The 19,760-nt window shown below is 64.7% G+C and carries 18 protein-coding genes; 10 read left to right on the top strand and 8 right to left on the bottom strand.

Features of this window, described 5'->3' with window-relative positions; translation table 11 throughout:
• Positions 1-226 precede the first annotated feature (226 nt).
• From AEQU_RS02415 to aroF, 3 genes are all read left to right on the top strand, one after another.
• Complete coding sequence (locus AEQU_RS02415) at positions 227-790, top strand: HdeD family acid-resistance protein (RefSeq protein ID WP_022739331.1); 564 nt, start codon at positions 227-229, stop codon at positions 788-790.
• 296 nt (positions 791-1,086) lie between these two features.
• Positions 1,087-1,368: a chorismate mutase gene (locus AEQU_RS02420; protein WP_022739332.1), complete on the top strand. Its 282-nt coding sequence runs from the start codon at positions 1,087-1,089 to the stop codon at positions 1,366-1,368.
• Positions 1,365-2,165 carry a 3-deoxy-7-phosphoheptulonate synthase gene (gene aroF / locus AEQU_RS02425; protein WP_022739333.1) on the top strand — a complete coding sequence of 267 codons (801 nt, stop codon included), beginning with the start codon at positions 1,365-1,367 and terminating at the stop codon, positions 2,163-2,165. Before AEQU_RS02420 ends, aroF begins: the two co-directional genes overlap by 4 nt.
• 111 nt (positions 2,166-2,276) lie before the next feature.
• On the opposite strand, the gene AEQU_RS12585 is transcribed toward aroF, so the two are convergent.
• The gene (locus tag AEQU_RS12585; protein WP_022739334.1) at positions 2,277-2,852 is read right to left on the bottom strand and encodes a DUF1269 domain-containing protein; all 576 of its coding nucleotides are present in this window, start codon (positions 2,850-2,852) and stop codon (positions 2,277-2,279) included.
• 628 nt (positions 2,853-3,480) lie between these two features.
• Here AEQU_RS12585 and AEQU_RS02435 point away from each other — a divergent pair.
• From AEQU_RS02435 to AEQU_RS02455, 5 genes are all read left to right on the top strand, one after another.
• Positions 3,481-4,467 carry a hypothetical protein gene (locus AEQU_RS02435; protein WP_022739335.1) on the top strand — a complete coding sequence of 329 codons (987 nt, stop codon included), beginning with the start codon at positions 3,481-3,483 and terminating at the stop codon, positions 4,465-4,467.
• 831 nt (positions 4,468-5,298) lie between these two features.
• Entirely contained in the window at positions 5,299-5,907 is a 609-nt protein-coding gene (locus AEQU_RS02440; protein ID WP_022739336.1) for a hypothetical protein, read from the top strand.
• 33 nt (positions 5,908-5,940) lie between these two features.
• A complete protein-coding gene (locus AEQU_RS02445) occupies positions 5,941-6,780 on the top strand; it encodes an energy-coupling factor ABC transporter ATP-binding protein (protein WP_022739337.1) in 840 nt (279 codons plus the stop codon).
• Positions 6,777-7,631 carry an energy-coupling factor ABC transporter ATP-binding protein gene (locus AEQU_RS02450; RefSeq protein ID WP_022739338.1) on the top strand — a complete coding sequence of 285 codons (855 nt, stop codon included), beginning with the start codon at positions 6,777-6,779 and terminating at the stop codon, positions 7,629-7,631. Before AEQU_RS02445 ends, AEQU_RS02450 begins: the two co-directional genes overlap by 4 nt.
• Positions 7,631-8,398, top strand: a complete 768-nt coding sequence (locus tag AEQU_RS02455; protein WP_022739339.1) for an energy-coupling factor transporter transmembrane component T family protein — start codon at positions 7,631-7,633, stop codon at positions 8,396-8,398. Before AEQU_RS02450 ends, AEQU_RS02455 begins: the two co-directional genes overlap by 1 nt.
• A gap of 18 nt (positions 8,399-8,416) precedes the next feature.
• Here the strand turns inward: AEQU_RS02455 and AEQU_RS12855 are convergent, their stop codons facing one another.
• Both AEQU_RS12855 and AEQU_RS02465 read right to left on the bottom strand, forming a co-directional pair.
• Positions 8,417-10,276 (bottom strand): DUF6320 domain-containing protein, encoded by a 1,860-nt coding sequence (locus AEQU_RS12855; protein ID WP_022739340.1) that lies wholly within the window; start codon positions 10,274-10,276, stop codon positions 8,417-8,419.
• Complete coding sequence (locus AEQU_RS02465) at positions 10,249-11,265, bottom strand: alpha/beta hydrolase (protein ID WP_022739341.1); 1,017 nt, start codon at positions 11,263-11,265, stop codon at positions 10,249-10,251. The genes AEQU_RS12855 and AEQU_RS02465 overlap by 28 nt, the downstream gene beginning before the upstream one ends.
• 391 nt (positions 11,266-11,656) lie before the next feature.
• On the opposite strand from AEQU_RS02465, the gene AEQU_RS02470 reads away from it, so the two are divergent.
• Complete coding sequence (locus tag AEQU_RS02470; protein WP_022739342.1) at positions 11,657-13,858, top strand: HelD family protein; 2,202 nt, start codon at positions 11,657-11,659, stop codon at positions 13,856-13,858.
• 4 nt (positions 13,859-13,862) lie between these two features.
• Here the strand turns inward: AEQU_RS02470 and AEQU_RS02475 are convergent, their stop codons facing one another.
• The 5 genes from AEQU_RS02475 to AEQU_RS02495 form a co-directional block, all read right to left on the bottom strand.
• Positions 13,863-14,294, bottom strand: a complete 432-nt coding sequence (locus tag AEQU_RS02475) for a hypothetical protein (protein WP_022739343.1) — start codon at positions 14,292-14,294, stop codon at positions 13,863-13,865.
• Between the two features lie 12 nt (positions 14,295-14,306).
• A complete protein-coding gene (locus AEQU_RS02480) occupies positions 14,307-14,744 on the bottom strand; it encodes a LytTR family DNA-binding domain-containing protein (RefSeq protein WP_022739344.1) in 438 nt (145 codons plus the stop codon).
• A gap of 265 nt (positions 14,745-15,009) precedes the next feature.
• Positions 15,010-16,581, bottom strand: a complete 1,572-nt coding sequence (locus AEQU_RS02485) for a C69 family dipeptidase (RefSeq protein ID WP_022739345.1) — start codon at positions 16,579-16,581, stop codon at positions 15,010-15,012.
• 157 nt (positions 16,582-16,738) lie between these two features.
• Positions 16,739-18,097 carry an MFS transporter gene (locus tag AEQU_RS02490; protein WP_022739346.1) on the bottom strand — a complete coding sequence of 453 codons (1,359 nt, stop codon included), beginning with the start codon at positions 18,095-18,097 and terminating at the stop codon, positions 16,739-16,741.
• Positions 18,098-18,148: 51 nt separating this feature from the next.
• Entirely contained in the window at positions 18,149-18,994 is an 846-nt protein-coding gene (locus tag AEQU_RS02495; protein ID WP_022739347.1) for a MerR family transcriptional regulator, read from the bottom strand.
• A gap of 446 nt (positions 18,995-19,440) precedes the next feature.
• On the opposite strand from AEQU_RS02495, the gene AEQU_RS02500 reads away from it, so the two are divergent.
• Complete coding sequence (locus AEQU_RS02500) at positions 19,441-19,746, top strand: hypothetical protein (RefSeq protein WP_022739348.1); 306 nt, start codon at positions 19,441-19,443, stop codon at positions 19,744-19,746.
• Positions 19,747-19,760: the final 14 nt, after the last annotated feature.

A 19,760-nucleotide genomic window follows, 5' to 3' on the forward strand; every position in this document is an offset into this window, starting at 1 on the left:
ATTATTTCGCGCGGGTGCTCTTGTTGACGGAATGGTGGCAAGCTTCATCTCTGTTCAACCGATTGTTTTCAAGGAGCCCCCGACGGGCTTGGTTTTGTGCGCTCGCTTTACCATGACGCCCATAGGAGATAGCTTCGATGTCGAGTGCGCCATGGGAGGGGCCGGCGCCCGTCGGTATCGGATCGAGGCGAGAACGCCGTACGGGTCGGGCGATAGGAGCAGCGTCATGGAGAAGTTTCTGAACTTGGTGCGATCGAATAACATGGTGCAGGCGGTGCTTTGCATCGCATTCGGTCTGTTTCTGATGATCTATCCGTCCATTACCGTGCAGGGTATCATCTTGCTGTTCGGCGTGGCGCTCGCGGTCATGGGCGCGGCGGGGCTTGTGTCGTACTTCCGTCAGCGCAGTGTGCGCTACCGCGATTCGGGCACCCTTATGTCGGCGGTGTTCTACGTCATCATCGCGCTCATTGCGTTTATCTTTCCGAAAGTGATCGCCGGGTTCTTTTCGGTGGTGCTCGGCGTGGTGCTCATTTTGCTCGCTATCGTGAACGTGGTGCGCGCCTTCGGGCTGCGCGCTTTCGGCAGCAGCATCTGGATTGCCGTGCTGGCGACGGCGGTGCTGGTGGGTATCGGCGGTGTGCTTATCGTGGTGAACCCGTGGGGCGCCTCCATGACCTTCGTGCTCGTGCTGGGCGCGACGTTCATCGTCAACGGCGCGGTGGATCTGTTCATCGAGTGGTACACCCGCGATTCTGAGAAGAAGGCCGGCGGGATTTCGCGCCGGTAGACGTCTTTGCTGCGGGGCGAGTACCTCGCGGGACAGCGCGCCCCTGGGCCGCCCCGGCGCCGTGCAGCGTGGCAAATCGCGCAGGTCGGGATCGTCTACACCCTCGGCGCCGACGCGTCGGACACGCCCTTCGTTTTTGCCGATGCCTGCCCATTAAGGGCTTCTATATCCGTTTTCCCTTGCGACCCCCGTGCGGACGGGGGTCTTTGCTATCATGAACGCCACGCGAGGGCGGCGGCGCTTTAGGGCGGTGCGGCCAGGCTCGTTCAAGTTTTTGGTACACGAAAGGAAAAGCGATGTCTGAAGAGAACAGCAATCTTGCCGAGATTCAGAAGCATCGTGAGCAGATCGACGAAATCGACCGCGAGATCGTCGCGCTTCTGAACAAGCGCGCCGGTCATTCGCTGGTCATTCGCGGTCTGAAACCCGGTGCGCATCTGGGTCTGTACGACGCGCGCCGCGAGGAGGAAATCTTCGCGCGGGTGGATAGCTACAACGAGGGGCCGCTCTATAACGAGAACCTCCGGGAGATTTACGCTACCATCTTGAAGATCATGAAGGAGACGCCGTCCGTATGAGCGAAGTGAAGATTGCCCCCATCCCCGATCTCGGCCAGCGCACGGACGAGATCACCATTTACGCCGGGCCTTGCTCGGTGGAGTCCGCCGAGCAGTTCGACGAGGTGGCCGAGTGCGTGGCCGATTTGGGCTTGCACTGGATTCGCGGCGGCGCGTTTAAGCCGCGCACCAACCCGCATTCTTTCCAAGGTCTCGGCGAAGAGGCCCTGAAGATCATGAAGGCCGCCGGCGATAAGTACAACCTGAAGACGCTCACCGAGGTGATGGACTCGGCCCATTGCCAGCTCGTGAGCGATTATGTGGACGGCCTGCAGGTGGGCGCCCGCAACTTCCAGAACTTCAGCCTGCTGAAGAAAATCGGCCAGGTGACCGCCGATACGCATCAGATGGTGCTGTACAAGCGCGGTTTCGCCGGCACCATCGCCGAGTGGCTCGCCGCCACCGACTACATCACCGATTGCGGCAACGACAACGTGGTGCTCTGCGAGCGCGGTATCCGCACCTTCGAGACGGCCACGCGCTTCACGCTGGACATCGCCGCCGTGCCGGTCATCCACAAGCAGTCGCTGTACCCGGTGTGCATCGACGTGTCGCATCCGGCCGGCCAGCGCGATTTGGTGCCGGCTTTGGCGAAGGCCGCCGTGGCCGCCGGAGCCGACTCGCTCATGATCGAGGTGCACCCCAACCCGCCGGTGGCGCTTTCCGACGGCCCCCAGCAGCTGACGCCGGCCCAGTTCCGCGAACTGGTTGCCGAGCTGCGCGAGCTGGCGGCCTGCCTGGGCAAGAAGATCGTGTAAGACGCTTCGACCGTCTTCTGGAATGGAAGCGGCCGCCCTTCCGAGTGGAGGGCGGCCGCTTTGTGCTTAGGGGCTCGACGTGGGCCGAGCGCAGGGCGCGGGTTCGGCGCACTACTTGTCCTTGCGCGCTTCGCGACGGGCTTTCCGCGCTTCCCTGCGGGCCTCGCGGAGCTGCTTGCGGGTTTCGGCGGCCAACGAGTCGCGCAGGGCCTCCCCGCGCTCCACTTCTGCATTTACCTCATCGGCGTCCCAGCGGTAGATGACGCAGGTCTCATCGAACTGGGCGTCCAGGGCGTCCTCGTCGTCTTCCTTGGCGAGCATCACGAGCGCCGTCGCGCCGGGGGTAAGCTCGCTCGCGCAGTATTCCATAAGGGAGTCGTCGTCATCGATGTCCTTGTCGTCCATCGCCATGCCGGCCACAAGGCCGATGCCGGCGCCCAGAAGCACGCCGACCGGGCCGCCGAGCAGGCCGACCACGGCGCCGATGACCCCACCGAAGGCCGTGTTGTCGGTCTCGTCGTAGCCGTCCTGGAAGCCGTCGGGCACCATGATGGTTCCGTCGACGTTCTTCACCACGGCCATCTCCAAAATGGTGAAGTCGGCCGTCGCCTCGTTGTCCTTCAGGCGGTTGAACTCCTCGTAGGCCTTCCCCTCATCTTCGAAGGTGACCAAAACCACGTTATCCATGAGCGCTCCTTTGTCTCGCTGCGAATGGGCCGCCGTGCTGCGCGCGTCGCATGGGCGGCACGGCCGGCGGGCAATGCGACGGCGCCGCAGGGCACCGCGCATCTTCGAGTATAGGGGAGCGAGGAGGTCGAAAGAGTCGCTGCCCTCGTCTGTCACGAGAGCGTTGCGGGGACGGGCGAGAGGTTCTGCGCGCATTTTTTTGCGAGGGCCTGTGCCAAGCCCCTCGGTGCTTCGTGTGCGAAATGGGCAAAACGGGGCACTTATCGTAGTTTTCGAGGAAGCAGGGGTGCTCTCCTTCGACGGACTGAACGAGAAATCCCTGTTCAGTGTCATCGCGAGGATAAAGCGTCCACTTTTGGGCTACGAGAAGTGCCCCATTTTGCACATTTGGAGCCGACAGCGCATAGGGCGGTTGCAGACGCGGGCGAGCCGACTGCGGAGGTGCAACCCCAGAGGCCGCAACCATGAGTGAAACGGTTGGCACAGCGGAGAGTTGGTGAATCTGCCGTTCGTGCGTCCTCGATACGCCTGGGCCGTTAAACTGCCCTGCATGCGATTCGTTCTCTACGGCACATCCTCATTCTCGTATTGGCTGTCGGCCCCTTGCCGGCCGTCGTCAAAGAGCGCTGTGGGAACAAATGCATTGAAGCGGTGTGTCCCGACGGCGCGGACGGTTGCTTATCTGGAGAAGATTTTCCCTCAGATTCCGCAGCCCTATCACGCGCTCGTACCCGATCATCGCAAAAGCACCGTTCCCCAGGCAGTAACTCATGTGTCGATTTATCCCTATCGGGAGAAGCCGTTCGTTCGCATCGCTGACGGCGTGTATGCAAGTTGCCCCGAGTTGTGCTTCGTGCAGCTCGCACTTGTTCTTCCTTTGCACGAGCTTTTAAAAGCGGGCGATGCCCTATGCGGGACGTTCTTCATCGACCCGTCATCGCGCAACGGACTGGGCAGTAGAACGCCTTTGACCTCGAAACGTCGCATCGAGTCGTTTGTCCGCCGCAACGCTGGGCTGCGTGGATCGGCGGCAGCGAAGTCGGCGCTGCGATTCGTGGCGGATAATGCCGCTTCACCGCCAGAGGCGTTTCTTTGGTCCGTGCTGAGCATTCCCCATCGTTATGGCGGCTATGCCCTCCCCGGATTGGAAATGAATCGACGCGTGAGGCCGAGCAAAAAAGCGCGCAAGATCGCCAAAAGGGAAACACTCGTCCCCGACCTCTGTCACAGCGAGTCGCGCCTGGCGATCGAGTACGATTCGAATGCCGAGCATCTTACTTCGCGACAGATCGCGAAGGATTCCTCGAAGCGGTTGGCGTTGGAGGCCGATGGCTACAAGGTGATATCGGTGACGACACGACAGCTGTGCGATCGCAGTGAGATGCGCAGCGTGGCCCACGAGGCGGGATCTCGCATGAGCAGGCGCATTCAAATTCGCGCCAAGAGTTTCGGGAACGCTCAGAGGAAACTGTATGCGACGGGATGGTCTCTGAGGGTCTACCATCGTCGCGAATGGCTGAAGGGGGAGGTTTCCGAAGGCGGGTTGAAGGAGTGCGTCCAGAACTCCGAAAGCGGATTGGAAGATTGTATCTGGGACGGATCTGCCTGGGATTGAGCGGCGGCTGTCTCGGGGTGTTCTTGTCGAGCGCGACCGAGGCGATCTGTTGGCTGCGAACCGCGATGGCTTGTCGGTTTCGGGCGGCGACGATCTGCGAAGCGGTACTCGCATTGCGAGGAGGTGCCTCGTTTTGTGCAAAATGCCCCACTTCTCGTAGCCATTTGGACTAGATGGGGCGACGCGGACAATTTTGACCTGGGAAAATGGTTCCGTTTTGAAGTTGAGCTGATCCTGGAGTCTGGTAAAACTACGAGAAGTACCCCGTTTTGCACATTTTTCGCTCTACTGCTTGGGCAAAGTTCTTTGTCGGCGCAACGGGTGAAAACTAGAGCCCGATGTGCTGGCTCGTTGGCAGGTTGCCGAATTGAGGGGTTGCGCGATCGGGATTCTGTGCTAAAGTACGCAACCAGCAATTGAATATACCTTAAACCGATGAGGCGAAAGTCAAGCCATCCGGGCACTCACAGAGAGCGGGCGCAGCTGAGATTCCCGCAGAACGCCAGAGGGTAAATGGATCGCCGAGGGAAAGGGGAAAGGCCCGCCGTCGTTTGTTCCGATGAGGCCGAGTATCTGGACCGTGAGCCTGCGTTAAAGGCAGAATGGGTGATGGCCCGTTCATGAGAGGGTTCGCATCGTGCGAATCAATTAAAGGTGGCACCGCAGATCAAGGGATCTGTCCTTTAAGCGAAGGACAGATCCCTTTTTTGTTGGGGTCGGCTGGCAACCTCTCGAAAGGCGTCGGCGAAGGAGCAATTGCTACGGAAGAGGACGCCCGCAGGCGCGGGCACGAGGGGCGGTGAGGAACCGCCCGAGAAAGGACTGATCGACATGGCAGAACTCCGTATGACCGCCGACGCTGAAACCGCGACCCCCGCCGCCGGTGCCAAGCGCACCGTGGCCGCATCCGAGAAGAAGGGGCTGGCCATTCAGGATCTCATTCTGGTAGCGGTGCTTTTGGCCGCCGGTGCCGTGCTGAAGCTCACGGTGGGCAGCCTTCTCGCCTCCTTCGGTATGAAGCCGAACTTCATCATCGCCGCCTACTGCTTGGCTATCATTCTCATTCGCCCGACGATCGCCCAGTCGCTCGTCATCGGCCTTATCGCCGGGCTCGTGTGCCAGATTCCGATGCTGAACGCCACGCCGCTGCTCAACATCCCCTCGGAACTGCTGGGTGCTCTGGTGTGTGGCCTGCTCATCCGCGTGCCCATGAAGATCGGCAAGCTGGATGTGAACCCGCTCGCGAACACGTTCATTTCGACCTGCGTGTCCGGCTTCACCTTCGCGGCGCTGTCCGCCTACATCAACGTCGTGTCCGTGGGCGGCGACTTCGCCGTGGCTATGGCAGCCTACGTGGCCATCGTGCTGGGCACCGCCACCTTCAACTGCATCTTCGTCGAGGTGCTGGCGACGCCCCTGAAGAAGGTACTGAAGCGCTAAACTGCTGGTTCGGCGCGAGCAAGAGAGGTCATCATGATCGAGTTCAATGAGTTCAGTTTTCGGTATCGGGAAGGGGTTGAGCCCGTGGTGCGTGACATCACGCTTTCCATTCCCGATGGCTGCTTCGTCGGCATCACCGGGGCGGCGGGCAGTGGGAAGTCCACGCTCACCTACGCTATCAATGGCATCATTCCGCACTGCTATCCGGGCGACTTCTACGGCTCGGTCACGGTGGAGGGTCTCGACACGGTGGACACCTCGCTCACCGACCTGTCGCGGCTGGTGGGCAGTGTGTGTCAGGACATCGACTCGCAGATGGTGTCCACGGTGGTGGAGGACGAGATTCTCTACGGCCTGGAGAACTTCGCGGTGCCACGTGAGGAGATTCCTGCGCGCGTGGACGAGGCGCTTGACGCCATGGGCATCGCTGGTTTGCGCGACCGCACCATCGACAGCCTGTCCGGCGGCCAGAAGCAGAAGGTGGCGGTGGCCTCGGTGCTGGCGCTGCACCCCAAAGTGCTCGTGCTGGACGAGCCTACCGCCGAGCTGGACCCGGCCTCGTCGGTGACGGTGTTCGATCTGCTTTCCCGCTACGCCCGGGAGCACGGCACCACGGTCGTCGTGGTGGAGCAGAAGATCGCGCTTCTGTCCGATTATGCCGATATGCTTGTCATCGTTGACGAGGGCCGCATCCGCTTCGCCGATACGCCGGACGCGGTGCTGGCCCACTCCGAGGAGCTGCTGGCGCTCGGTGTGAACGTGCCGCGCTCGACGACGCTTATGAACGCGCTTTCCGCCCAGGGTCTGTACGCCGGTTCCACGGTGCGCAACGTGGCCGGGGCCGCGGCGGCGCTGAAGGAGGTGCTCGCATGATCGAGTTCAAGAACGTCTCGGCGTCCTACGACGGCGAGCTGGCGGTGCTCGCCGACGTGAGCTTCACGGTGAACGATGGCGACTTCGTGGCCTTTGTCGGCACCAACGGGGCGGGGAAGTCCACCACGATGCGCCTGGCCAACGGGCTTCTGAAGCCCACCTCCGGGGAAGTGCTCATCGATGGCGTGCCCACGACCTCTCTGAAGACGAGCGAGCTGGCCCGGCGCATCGGCTTCCTCTTTCAGAACCCCGATCGGCAGATCTGTTGCAACACCGTGCGCGAGGAGCTCATGTTCGGATTTGCGGCCCTCGGCGAGGAAGGGCCCGAAGCTGAGGCGCGGGTGGACGCCATGATCGAGCGCTTCGGCTTCGACGCGGATGCCGAGCCCTACCTGCTGAACCGCGGCACGCGGCAGCTGCTCGCCCTGGCCTCCATCATCGTGCTGGCGCCGCCCACCATCATTCTGGACGAGCCGACCACGGGCCTCGACTTCCGCGAGTGTGTGAAGGTGATGGACGTGGTGCGCGAGCTGAACGAGAACGGCACCACGGTCATTATGGTCTGCCACGACATGGAAGTGGTGGGAGACTTCGCTCGCCGCGTCATTGCCATGACGGCCGGGCGCGTGGTGGCCGACGGCCCCACCTTCGAGGTGCTGCGCGACGGGCGCGTGCTGAAGGAGGCGCACATCCTGCCGCCCCAGGTGACTGAGGTGTCGCTTATCCTCGGGCGCGAGGCGGCCTGTCCCGCGGCCGTGGCCGAGGCCAACACCGTGGCCCAAATGGTGACGGCGGTGGCCCAGGCATGCGATAGGGAGGTCGAAGACGTGGAAGTGGAGGCGATCGACTAATGGCCAAGTTTCTGGAATACGTGCCGGGGGAGAGCTTCCTGCATCGCATGAACCCCTGTGTGAAGCTCGTCGGCGCGGTGCTCATCGCCATCGCCTGCTTCGTGACGAGCAACCTGGTGTTTCTACTGATCCTTCTGGCCGCCGCGCTCGTCATGGCCGTCTCGTGCGGGTTGGGCCGCGAGACGGCGGGGCTGTGCAAGGCGGTGTTCGCGTTCTCGCTCATTCTGGCCGTGGTCATCCTGCTCACGACGCCCCACGGCGCACTGCTTGTGCCGCTGCCCTGGGGCTACATCGGCACCGGCAGCCTGCTGGCGGCTCTCACGGTTATCGTGCGCCTCATGGCGGCGGCCATCCCCTTGTTCCTCGTGTTCTACGTCACGAAGATGAACGACCTGACGAACGCTGCCGTCAAGCAGCTGCACGTGCCCTACAAGTACGCGTTCACCTTCACGAGCACGGTGCACTTCATCCCCGTGTTCATGAACGACATGGCCGGCATCATGGAGGCCCAGACGGCCCGCGGCGTGGAATTCGACGGCTCCTTTGCGAAGAAGGTGCGGCTCATGATTCCGCTGTGCGTGCCGCTTCTGGTGAGCTCGGTGCGCAAGACGAACTCCGCCGCCATCGCCGCCGAAGTGCGCGGCTTCAACCTGCGCACGCGCACGAGCGGCTACAAGGACTACCCGCTGCACGGCGAGGACTTCGTGGCCCTGGCCGTGTGCCTGGCGGTGCTGGCCGTCGCCATTGCGCTGGCGGTGGTGGGGTAGGGACTGGAGGCGGGTGGTCTACCGCAGCGAGAACAGCTTGCGGGCTTCGGCGGCCAGTTGCTTGCGGCCGACCAGGAGCAGGATGGCCAGCAGGGCCGCGGCGGCGGTGCCGGCAGCTACGGCCAAGGGCGGCCAGGTGATAAGGCCCGCGGCTAGAAGCGCCAAAGGAACGAGGCCGAGCAGCATCTCGTAGATGAGGTACTTCGCGTAGCCGGTGACGAACGATCCTCGGAAGGCGATGAGGAGCACCGCGTTGAACGCGAGGGCCAAAAGACACAGCCCTGGTATCACGTAGGTGGCAACGATGAGATTGCCCGTGGAGAGAAACCATAGCCCCGCCACGGCCAGAAGCACGAGGAAGTAGCGCTCCACCACGCGGATGAAGTCGGGGGCGTGCACGATCATGTTCCGCACGAACAGCCAGTTCAGGGCCACGGCCGCACACGGCGCCCCCACGGCCAGCGCGCTGCCGCCCGCAGTGCCGCCCAAAAGCGCGATAAGTGCGATGCAGATAAGGGTGAGCACCACCAGAACCGTGCGGACGCGGGTGCTCTTGCGCTCGAAGGAGTTCGGCGGGAACACCGATGGCACGGGAGCCGCCTTGCGGGCGGCCGCCAGCGGACCGGGGCGGTGGAACGCCGGCGCGTCGCGGTTCGCGTTCAGATATCCGCGCATCCCCTCGTCTTCCAAAACCTCTGCCAGGGCGCGGGTCACCTTCTGGCCGAGGAAGCGGCTGGAGATGCCGATGGATAGATCGTCGCCGTAGGTGCACACGATGAAGTTGAGGCCGGAGGTGGACGTGAGCGCGCTGATGCCTTCCACGTAGGGGGCCATGCACGGATCCAGCGCCACGCGACCGAGACTCGAGACGGTGGTGGTGACCTCGCGGGCGGCGCGCGCGTCGGCGATGGCCAGCGCCGCGTCCTTCACGATGAGGGGCGCCGCGCGCAGAAGCGGGTTCTTCTCCAGCTTGATCATGGACATCATGCGGCGCTTCAGGGAGGCGGGCTCGCATCCGGCGGTCAGCTGGCGCTGCACCTCGGCGGCCACATCGGCTAGGGGCGCATCGGCATCGCCGGGGGTGTAGGTGATGAAAGCGAGTCCGAAGAAGTTGCGCAGGGTGGCAGAGCCAAAGAGGCTCCGCAGATCGACGGGCACATCCAGGTGGATGGCCCGGCGCCGGTCGCGGGCGGTCATGGTAGTGCGCACGGCGCAGATGACCGCCGCGATGAGGTAGGAGGTGACGCTGACTCCGGCGTCTTTGGCGGCGGCGTGCACGGCGCTGGCCGATAGGTGGTATTCCAGGTAAAGCGGATCGGCGTCGGTCTTCAGGCCCGTCAGATGGAAAACCCGCGGCTTTTTCGCCTTTCCCGCTGCGGCGCGATCGTAGTTGGCCGTGAAGCTGTCCTCGGTCTTCTGCGCCTCGGTGCCCGCATAGGCGCAGGTGGCGGCTTCGGGCAGCCCGTAGCGCTCGGCCACGTAGGCACCGAGCAGCGCCTTCAGGAACTCCAGGGCGCCGCGCCCGTCGGAGATCATGTGGGACACTTCCACGTTGATGCGGCGGCGGTAGTAGCTCACGCGGAAGAGCACGCTTTGGGGCCCGGCGTGCAGGCCGTAGCAAATGGGCAGGTTCTCGGGGGTCACGCGCGGCGCGGTGCCGGAAGGTTCCAGGTAATGCCAGAACATGCCGGAGCGCAGCGACACGTTGAAGCCGGGGAACTGCGCCACGGCGGCGTCCAACGCGCGCTGCAGCGCCTGTTCGTCAACCTCGTCGACCATGGTGGCCGCCAAGCGGAAGATGGTCTGGTTCGGGCTTCCCGCCTGGGCGGCGTAGAACTTGCCGACGTTGTCTAGTCGGTACCAAGGAGCGTCAGCCATGGCCGGTCACCGGGTTTCGGGAGCGGGTCGCCATCGAGGAAGTGCGCGATGAGACGGTAGGTGTCGCGCACGAGCGAGAGCACGGAGGGGTACAAAAAGTAGCCGTGGACGCCGTCGTTCATGCGGAAGCAGGCCACTTCGTTGCCCTCCGCATCCAGGCGCGCAGCGAAAGCCTCGCCCTCGTCGCGCAAAGGGTCGTACTCGGCGGTGATGACGAGCGTGCGGGGCAGGTCGGCCAGCGACGTCGCGATGAGCGGTGCGAAGCGGGAGTCGTGGAAATCTTCGGGCGTGCGCAGGTACAGCTCGATGTAGTCGACGATGGCCTGGCGGGTGAGAATGTAGTCCTCGCCGTTGTCGCGCACGGAATCGAACAGCGTCGTTTCGGAGTGGTCGTTGTACACGAGCGGGTACAAGAGGATCTGGGTGTGCGGGCGGAAGTCGCCGCGCTCGCGGGCGAGAAGGCTTACGGCCGCCGTGAGGTTGCCGCCGGCCGAGTCGCCCATGAGCACGATGCGCTCGGGATCGGCGTCGCGGACGAGCGTGCCGGCGAACAGCTGCCGCGCCACGGCGTAGCAGTCCTCAAGCGCGGTGGGGAAGCGGTGCTCGGGGCTGCGTCGGTAGTCGACGGCAATGACGCGGCGCTCGAGCTTCAGCGCCGTGCGCATGCAGGCGTCGCTGTAGAATTCCACGTCGCCGTTGGCCCAGCCGCCGCCGTGCAAGTACAGGATGGTGCCGCGGTGATCCTCGTTCACGTGCAGGCCCCGCTTCAGGGAGAAGTCGATGTCGAGGGGCGTGAACACGCGCAAGGGAATCTCGTAGCCGTCGTCGGCTTGGGCGGTGATCTCGTCGATGCGGCAGCGCGGGTCGGCAATGGTGAGTTTGCCGGCGGCGTCCTCCACCTTGCGCTGGGAGTTCCAGGAATTGGCCACGTCGGGCTGCAGGCGCGTGATGGCCTTGATGACCGCTTGGACGGCGGGGTTCATGGGCATGAGCGCTCCTTGTCTCGGGGTCGGCGGCGTCGAGCGCCGCGGTCGACAGCGGCATCGGGCGCCGCAGTCGGCGACGCTTTTGACGCCACGTAAACGCTGAGTTCCATGCTAAGGGAAGTTGTCCCTGCTGGCGTCTGGCTGCTGCCCCTTGGCATCAAACGGTAAACGACTCGCTACGGCCATACCGTCTTAGCATGGGAAGCGAAGTTGCGCGAATTTTGTGGAGGTCGGTGCGGTGGTGACTGGTGCTCAGGCACGGGGCCGCTAGCATAACGTTTCCCCTTGACGTCGGCGCATCTCACGGCTTCGACCTCTCAGGTTTCCCGGACGGGGCCCAGCGAGGGCCGAGCCGTCCGCGTTTCGTGAAACTTGGATGAGGAAGGGGAAGGCCGTGGATGCGGAACATGACGAGGCACTGCTTCGGTCTGCAGGCGCAGATGCCGATGCGGGTGCCGATGGAGGATCCCCTAGCATAGAAGCGGAAGAACAAGCCCATCTTGACGAAGTGCTGGGCGCGGTGCGGGCGGCCGTCGATCGTGCGCGTGGGTTGGCCGAGCGCACGGAGGCGAGCCATCGCGAGGCGGGGGCGCAGCTGGCGGCCTCGCGCGGCGAATTGGCGCCGGAGGAGGCGCATCTTTCTGCCTATGAGCTGAACCGCATGGACGCCCAGGCCGCTTTGGCCCATCGCTCCCGGGGCCGGTTGGAGAAGCTGCTCGATTCGCCCTACTTCGCCCGGGTCGATTTCGTCGAAGGCGAGGAGGGGGCGTCCTCATCTGCCGGTTCGGCCGAAGGCGAGACGGCGGCCGCACGCCAGATCACCTACCTCGGGCGCTTCGCCCTCACCTGGGAGAACCAGGCGCTCATCTCCGATTGGCGAAGCCCGGTGGCCGCGCTGTTCTACGACTTCGAGCCGGGGCCGGCCGCCTTCGAGGCACCGGCCGGGCGCCGGGAGGGAACGCTCGCGCTCAAGCGGCAGATCTCCATCGAGGAGGGGCAGCTGCGCTACGCGGTGGACTCCAGCTCCAGCGTGCGCGACGAGGTACTCGCGACGGTTCTCGGGCGCACGTCTGACGCGAAGATGCATGATATCGTCTCCTCCATCCAGCGCGAGCAGAACGCCGTCATTCGCGATGAGGCGCCCGGCACGCTTATCATTCAGGGCGTGGCCGGCTCGGGCAAGACTTCCATCGCGCTGCACCGGGTTGCCTACCTGTTGTATCGCCAGAAAGAGCGGCTGACCTCGCAGTCGGTGGCCATCCTCTCGCCGAGCCGGGTGTTCTCCGACTACATTTCCGGGGTGCTGCCGGAGCTGGGTGAGGAGCCAGTGCGGCAGTGGAGCCTGCACGACTTGGCGGCCCTCCTTTTGGAAGGGATCACGAAAGTGGCGCCCCCGGTGTCGGCTGCCGATGAGGCCGACCCGGTTCGGGCGGCCCGTGCTGCCGCCAAGGGCACCGAGGCGTTCGCTGCCTCGTTGACGGCGTGGCTCGGCGCTCAGCTGGGGGAGAAGGGCTCCGGCGATGGGAAGGTGGCGGCATCGGAGCTCTTCGAGCCGCGCGACTTGGCCGTCGGGGGCGACGTGGCCGAGGCGTCCTGGCTCGCCGAGCGCTTTGCGGCTTACGCGCCGGTGCCCTTCGATGAGCGCCTCGACCTTATCGCCGGCGACGCGTTGGAGTTGGCCCATGGCAAGACCTTCGGCCGCTATGCCCACACCATGCCGACGCGCCGCGAGCTGCGCGGGCGGCTCCTGCGCATGATGCGGGCCAAGAACCCGCTGGCGCTGTACAAGCGCTTTTTAGCCGACACGGGCCAGCGCGCCCTGTTTAAGGCGCCGGCCAAGGGCGTGGTGGAATGGGAGGACGCCTTCCCCGTCGTGCTGTGCGCCCTGGCCTTCGCGGGCCCCGACGGGTTCGCCCCCACTTCTGCCGTGCGCCATCTGGTCATCGACGAGATGCAGGATCTGACGCCGGTGCAGCACGAGGCCATCTCCCGCCTGTTCCGCTGCGATCGCACTATCCTGGGGGATGTGAACCAGCTCGTGGACGGCCGTGCGGTGTCGGCGCCCGAGGCGGTGGCGGCCCATTATCCGGGCGCGCGGGTGGTTCGGCTCATGACGAGTTACCGTTCGACCAGCGAGATCACCGAGCTGGCCGCCCGGGTGATGCCCGTTGCGGGTCTCGTCGCCGTCCAGCGCCATGGGGAGGCGGTGCGCTTTGCGCGCTGCGGCGACACCGTGGGGGTGCTCGCGGCGGTGGACGAGGCCATCGGGCGGTGGCGTGCCTCGGGGCGGCGCACCTTGGGAGTCATCGCGAAATCGGACTTCCTCGCCGCCCGCTACGCTGAGCTCATCGCGCGCGATCACGACCTTATGCTGCTCACCGATGAGACGGACGCCTACCCGGGCGGTATCGTCGTCAGCTCGGTGCGCCTGGCCAAGGGCCTCGAGTTCGACGAGGCGGTGCTGCTGGACGCCGACGGCCGCCAGTACGCCACCGAGGCCGATCGCAACCTGCTCTACGTGGCCGTCACCCGCGCCATGCACGCCCTGACCGTCCTCTACCGCGACGAACCGAGCCCGTTTCTGGGGGAGCAGTAGATCGCTACCCCTTGCGGCTTTCGCGGTAGCGGGCGAGGGCGGCGTCGAAGCTGCCGGCGGTGCGACGGTAGTAGATGGTGTAGCCGGCGGTGATGGCGGCCAGGGTGACCAGGTAGATGGCAACGAAGCTGACCCAGGCGCCGATGTTGTCCAGGGGGAACCAACCGCCGAGCGCGGCGCACAGGACGAGCACCGGAAGGCCCGTCAGGCCGAACCCGGCGATGCGCGCGGGGTAGCTCGGGCGCTTGAGTGCTACTTCGGTGAACCAGAATGCCTGCAGGGCGCACAGGGCCAAGGCGGCGGCGAGCAGCGAGAGCGTGATGACGATGCCCTCGACGGGCCCGGCGAAAATGAGGCCGGCTGCGCACCAGAGGGCCATGGCGACGGTGAAGATGACGCAAGCGCGGACAAAGGCGCTCTTGATGATGTTTCTCATGGCGAATCCTTTCTACAGCCCGATCTTCTGCTTGATGGCCGGGGCGTACTGGCGCGAGGCGATGACGGACTCGCCGTTGCTGAGCACCAATTCCAGCCGGGCGTTCAGGTAGGGGCGAAGCGCCCGCACGTGGTCGAAGTTCACGATGAGGGATTTCGAGGCCCGCACGAACTCGGTGCCGGCGAGGGCCTCTTCCAGCTCGTAGAGGCGCAGCGGGCTTTCCAACACGCGGTCGCGACTGTAGAGGAAGGTGCGGCCGTCGACGGTTTCCGCGTACAGCACTTCCGACGGTTCCACGATGAACGTGCCTGCGCCGTCGGTGCCGAGAAGCCGGCAATCCACTGCGTTCGCGGCCGCCATGATGGCCCGCACCCGCCGGTCGATGGCCGGGCAGCGGATGGTGACCTCCGCCTCTTCTAAGTCGGGCCGCTCTTCCACGGTCAGCTTCACGGGCGCTCCTTTCCGTCTCCTGTCCGTAGCGCTAGTGTGCCTCGACGGGGCAGCGACGGCAAGGGGGCGCCGCTTCACTTGCACGAGAAGAGCCCTGTGTTGCAGAGAGAGGGGAGCGAGTGGGTCGTGAATGCGAAAAGGGTCGTGAATGCAAAAGAACCGTGAATGCGAAAAGGCCGGCCCCGGCGTCGCCAGCGAATGACGAGGCGCCGGGACCGGCCCAATCAGGCATTGGCGTTGCGCTCGGGGGCGCAACGGCGCGCTATCAGTGGTCGTTCATGTTGAAGGCGTTCTTCATCGTGACCGTGCGCTGGTCGAGCACGGTGCCGAGCAGGGCACGGGTCTGCGTTTGCACGCTGTCGACGAGCGCCTGATTTGCACGCTCGAGCTCGGCGATAACCGTCGGGTCGTCCATGTCGTCCAGGTTCGCCTTGCCCTCGGCGGCGAGCTTCTCAAGCGCGGCATCGGTCTCGCGCAGCGACTGGTAGCCCTGGGCCATGGTGTTCAGGCGGTAGCCCTGGATGGCCTCGTAGCTCTCGAAGAACTGCGGATCGGAAAGACCTGCCACCAGGCGGTTGTTCCAGTAGAGGCTGTCGGTGGTCACTTCCGTGGGTGTGTCCAGGTAGGCGGGGAGCTCCTTCACGTTCGCGTACAGGGCCACGGCCGTGTTGAACGGGCCCGACGCCGGCGCGAACCAGTGCACGCCGCGCAGCGCCTTGGGCGCGTTCGGGCGAATGCACAGGATGGAGCACTCGGAGGTGCGGTCGATGCCGACGTAGCGGTACTGGTGACGCGTGGCGGGCGTGCCCTTGGTGCCGTAGGGGTCGTACTCGGTGCCGTCGTAGGTGGTGGCGAGCAGGTCCTTCACATCCGATGCCGACAGCTTCTTGTCGGGGCGCATGGCCCAGGGGATGTCGAGGCTCTCGGGGCCGAAGGCGGGCGCCGGGCCGGCGAAGCGGGCATCGGAGGGCGTCAAGCGGCTGCACAGGTACCACTTGCGCGGGGCGTTGTACAGCTGGTCGAGCCAGGTGTAGGTGGAAAACGCGATGCGGGCGTTGAAGTAGCGCGGCAGTCCCTCGACGGTCTCGCCGGCATCCTCCTCGTGGGCGGGCATATCCATGAGCAGGTCGTTCTCGCGGATCCACTGGGCCAGATCGGCGCTGCACATGTAGTCGTGCTGATCGCCCAGCGCGTCGGCCAGGTCGAAGTGGTCGATGCCCTGGCGGTTGGGCTGCACCACGTAGCAGTCGTCGGGCACGCGCCGCGCGATCCAATGGTGGCCGCCGATGTTCTCCCAGTACCAGACCTCGTCCGCGTCGCCGAAGGCCACGCCGTTGGTCTCGTAGGTGCCGTACTTCTCCACGAGCATGCCGAGGCGACGAACGCCCTCGCGGGCGCTTTTGATGTAGGGCAGTGTGATGGTGGGCAGGTTCTCCTCGCCGATGCCGCCGGGCACCTCGGGCTTGTAGTTGGCATCGCCGGGCTTTCCGACGGCCGGTTGGTAGGTGACGAGCGGGTCGGCGCCGAGCACGCGGGCATTGGCCGAGATGGTCTCGGTGGCCGACATGGACACGTTCGCCGCGTTGATGCCGGTCTCGGCCCACACGCCGTTTGTCGGGTCGGCGTTGGGCGTGCAGGTGTAGCGCAGGGGATTGTCGGGCAGCTCGATGGTCAGGTGGCTGGCCACGCCGGTGTAGGTGCGCGGCTGGTCTTCCGGCATGACCACGATCATCTTCTTCGGGTCGAACGAGAAGTCCTCGCCGTCCTCGTTGCGGGCGACGATGGTGGAGCCGTCGTTGGTGGCGTGGCGGCCCACGAGAAGCGTTGTGCAAGCCATGGTGTCTCCTTGGTTGAGGGATAGTTCCTGCTCTCATGGTGGCCCTGCAGAACGCCCGCCCGCAGCTCGCGGGCAACTTGTTCGGAGACCGTTGCCAGATGGCTGCGACGCCGAAAGCCAGCTGGTCGTACTGCCGGCTTTCGGGCAATGCGAGGTGCTAGATGCGCTCGGCGTCGGGAACGAAGGGAATGGGGTCGGGATGGCTCTCCTTGTCGTCCAGGTACTTCAGGCTGTGGGTGTTGAGGGCCCACACGGTGATGAGCATCCAGCAGCCGGCGAGGGCCAGGGCGGCCACGGACACCCCGGCGCCCTCCACGACGAGCGAGGTGGCGAAGACGGCCACGGGCGCGGCGGCCAGGGTGAGCGAATTCTGCGTGCCGAGGGTGCTTCCTCGATTTTCGGCGGGAATGCGGTCGAAGATGAAGAAGCCGAGCAGGGCCGAGATGGGGCCGGCCGAAAGACCCAGCATGAGCGCGCTCGCGATGAGCAGCGGGAACGACGGCAGAAGGCCCAGCCCCAAGATTCCCAAGGCCATGCCGGTGAGCGACAGGATGTACCAGGTGCGGCGGCGCAGCTTGTGGGCGAGCGCCGCGTAGCCGAGCGAGCTGGCGAGCATGCCGGCGGACATGGCCGACAGCACGTAGCCGAGCAGCTCGGGGCTGTTCGCGGCAGTGAAGTGCACCGGCAGGACGAGGCCTTGGAAGGAACCCATGACCATGACCACGCCGAAACTGATGAGCATGGACGAGCGCAGAAGTGTGTCGCTCGCGAACAGCACGCGCACCCCGTCGCGCAGGGCGTTCCACGCGCCGGACACAAGGCCGCGCCGTGGCTGTGTGCTCGCGGTGCCGATGTGCACGGCGGTCGGGCTGGCGGCGGGAGTTGCCGCGCCGCAGACGGCGCCGAGGGAGCGGGGCAGCGTGAGGGTGATGAGCGCTGCGGAAAGCGACATGGCGGCCGTGAACCACAGGGCGTTCACGCTTCCCACTGCGCCCATGAGGAAGGCGGCCAGGGCCGGGCCGACAATGACCACGAGGGAATCGAGGGACTGGGCGAGACCCATAAACTTCTGCAGGCTGCGCCCGTCGCGCTCGCAGACGGCCGGCACGAGGGAGTCGCGGGCCGTCATGCCGGGAATGTCGCCGATGGCGCCGAGAAGGCCGAGGGCCACGAACCAACCGAAGGACAGGCCCCATACCATATCGACCACGGGAAGCAGGGCCACGCTGGCCGCCGACAGAATGTCGGAGACGATGGAGACGTTGCGGCGGTTGAAGCGATCGGTGAGCGCGCCGCCGATAAGGCCGATGACGAACTGGGGCACGGCGCAGATGAGCGCGAGGGTGCCGGCTGCCAGGGCATCGCCGGTGGTGGCGAGCAGCACGAGCGGCAAGATGACGCCGGCCACGGAGTTGCCGAGAAGCGAACAGGCGCAGGAAAGCAGGTAGCGGGGGGCGGTCTTGCGCGGCCGGTACGGTTTGCGGGGCCGGCGGAATTTCGGAGACGCGAGGGTCATGGCGGGGCCTTTCTCGAACGGGGGATCGTGCGCTCGAAAGGCCAGTTAAAACTATGACGTTACGTCGGAGTCAAGCGGCTCGTGGATGACTTGTGAAGGGGCGGCGGCCGCCTTCTCCCTTTGTGCCCGCTCGGCCATGACGGCCTCGATGCCGCGTTCGATGCGCCCGTACACGTCCTGCTGGGCCTCGTTGTAGTCCGCGAAGGCGATCTCGTCCAGGAACTGCTCGCGGTCGGTTGGGGGCCGCAGCCAGTTGGCGGTGTCGAAGCAGGCGATGACGGGGGCGAGTGCCGCGAGGGAATCCTCGGCGAGGGCCGCCCGCTCCCGCTCGGGGGCATCGGGCGTAAGAGCGTCCAGCCTGCGATCGAGCTCTTCCATGGCTTCCACGAGGTTCTCGCTTGAAATGCGTTCCACCACGCGCTCCAGCTCGCCGAGCGCCTCGTCGTCGTACAGGTGCCCGGCGACGATGAGAGCGGTGCGGTCGACAGCTCGGGCGCCGGCGAGGGTGTCCACGCCGGAGAGCATGCGCAGGATGCGGGCGAAGCGCACGGGCAGGTCGGGGTCGAGGTGCTCCGCGCGCAGCTCGGCGATGGTGCGCCGCTGCTCTTGCAGACGCTCGATCTCCAAGGCCAGTTCGCGGTCGAGCTCGTCCAAGGCGCTCGCGGGTGTCGCGTTCCCCTCGACATCCATCTCGTCCAGAACATCTCCGATGCGCGAAAGGGGAAAGCCCAGGCCGGCCAGGCGCTTGATGCGCAGCACGCGGGCCACGTCGGCGGGGGAGTAGTCGCGGTACCCGTTGGCCCGCCGCGGCGGCTCGGACAGAAGCCCCAGCTGGTGGTAGTGCCGCAGCGTGCGCACGGTCACGCCCGCCAATTTCGCCACCTCGTTGCTATGCACCGATTTCCCCCTTGCGGTCGTTCACGTTTCATTAGACGCCTCCATTGTAATGGCTCTTCGGGCGCCTGTCCTTGGAAAGGAGAAGCGGCGCCCCGGAGAGACTTCGGCTCGGCTTCATAGGCAAGTTGGCAAAACTCACTCTTGACAAGAACATCCGTTCCCTTATAATGAACGAAAACAAATGTTCTAAAGGCTGGGTATATCCCTAACTTCTGTGCTCGAAGGACAGCCGTCCGATGTAAAGGAGGCTGTCATGGGCCGTTTTCCCTCACATTTTCTCAGACGGTTTCAGCGAGGCAACGCTTGTTGATGGCTGTTGCCGAGCCGTTCACCCTGCAGTATAATTTCGTTTAACGAAAGTAGGTAGCTGTACCGCTGATATACCATGCTTTCACGCCGCCTACAAAAAGTGTTCTCCGGGAACTCGGACTTGCAAGGAGGCAGTAATGTCCAAAAAGGATTTTGAGAACATGTCCCAAAAAGAAATTGAAGACTATTTTGGTGTTACCCGGGAGGAGATTGAGGCTCTTGCTGCTCCATGGGATGCCGGAGGCGTTGATGGCGTGCCGGTGGGGGAGGTGATCGTCGGGCGCCCCCTCAAGTTCGGGGAGCATTTGAGGCTCGTGGGCTTTAAGGAGACCGAGCAGAAGATCGAGCGCATGGATGAGCGGGCGGATAGCTTGGGCATGAAGCGCTCCGACTATTTGCGATGGCTCGTCGACAAAGATCTCGCCGCTGCCGATGTCGCCTAAGTTTTCGCGTGCGT

The sequence above is a fragment of the Adlercreutzia equolifaciens DSM 19450 genome, assembly GCF_000478885.1.
GTDB lineage: Bacteria > Actinomycetota > Coriobacteriia > Coriobacteriales > Eggerthellaceae > Adlercreutzia > Adlercreutzia equolifaciens.

Excerpts from the sequence above, each read along its gene's own strand:
- AEQU_RS02415 (WP_022739331.1), top strand. The coding sequence starts at position 227 with ATGGAGAAGTTTCTGAACTTGGTGCGATCGAATAACATGGTGCAGGCG.
- AEQU_RS02420 (WP_022739332.1), top strand. The coding sequence starts at position 1,087 with ATGTCTGAAGAGAACAGCAATCTTGCCGAGATTCAGAAGCATCGTGAG.
- aroF (WP_022739333.1), top strand. The coding sequence starts at position 1,365 with ATGAGCGAAGTGAAGATTGCCCCCATCCCCGATCTCGGCCAGCGCACG.
- AEQU_RS12585 (WP_022739334.1), bottom strand. The coding sequence starts at position 2,852 with ATGGATAACGTGGTTTTGGTCACCTTCGAAGATGAGGGGAAGGCCTAC.
- AEQU_RS02440 (WP_022739336.1), top strand. The coding sequence starts at position 5,299 with ATGGCAGAACTCCGTATGACCGCCGACGCTGAAACCGCGACCCCCGCC.
- AEQU_RS02445 (WP_022739337.1), top strand. The coding sequence starts at position 5,941 with ATGATCGAGTTCAATGAGTTCAGTTTTCGGTATCGGGAAGGGGTTGAG.
- AEQU_RS02450 (WP_022739338.1), top strand. The coding sequence starts at position 6,777 with ATGATCGAGTTCAAGAACGTCTCGGCGTCCTACGACGGCGAGCTGGCG.
- AEQU_RS02455 (WP_022739339.1), top strand. The coding sequence starts at position 7,631 with ATGGCCAAGTTTCTGGAATACGTGCCGGGGGAGAGCTTCCTGCATCGC.
- AEQU_RS12855 (WP_022739340.1), bottom strand. The coding sequence starts at position 10,276 with ATGGCTGACGCTCCTTGGTACCGACTAGACAACGTCGGCAAGTTCTAC.
- AEQU_RS02465 (WP_022739341.1), bottom strand. The coding sequence starts at position 11,265 with ATGCCCATGAACCCCGCCGTCCAAGCGGTCATCAAGGCCATCACGCGC.
- AEQU_RS02475 (WP_022739343.1), bottom strand. The coding sequence starts at position 14,294 with ATGAGAAACATCATCAAGAGCGCCTTTGTCCGCGCTTGCGTCATCTTC.
- AEQU_RS02485 (WP_022739345.1), bottom strand. The coding sequence starts at position 16,581 with ATGGCTTGCACAACGCTTCTCGTGGGCCGCCACGCCACCAACGACGGC.
- AEQU_RS02490 (WP_022739346.1), bottom strand. The coding sequence starts at position 18,097 with ATGACCCTCGCGTCTCCGAAATTCCGCCGGCCCCGCAAACCGTACCGG.
- AEQU_RS02500 (WP_022739348.1), top strand. The coding sequence starts at position 19,441 with ATGTCCAAAAAGGATTTTGAGAACATGTCCCAAAAAGAAATTGAAGAC.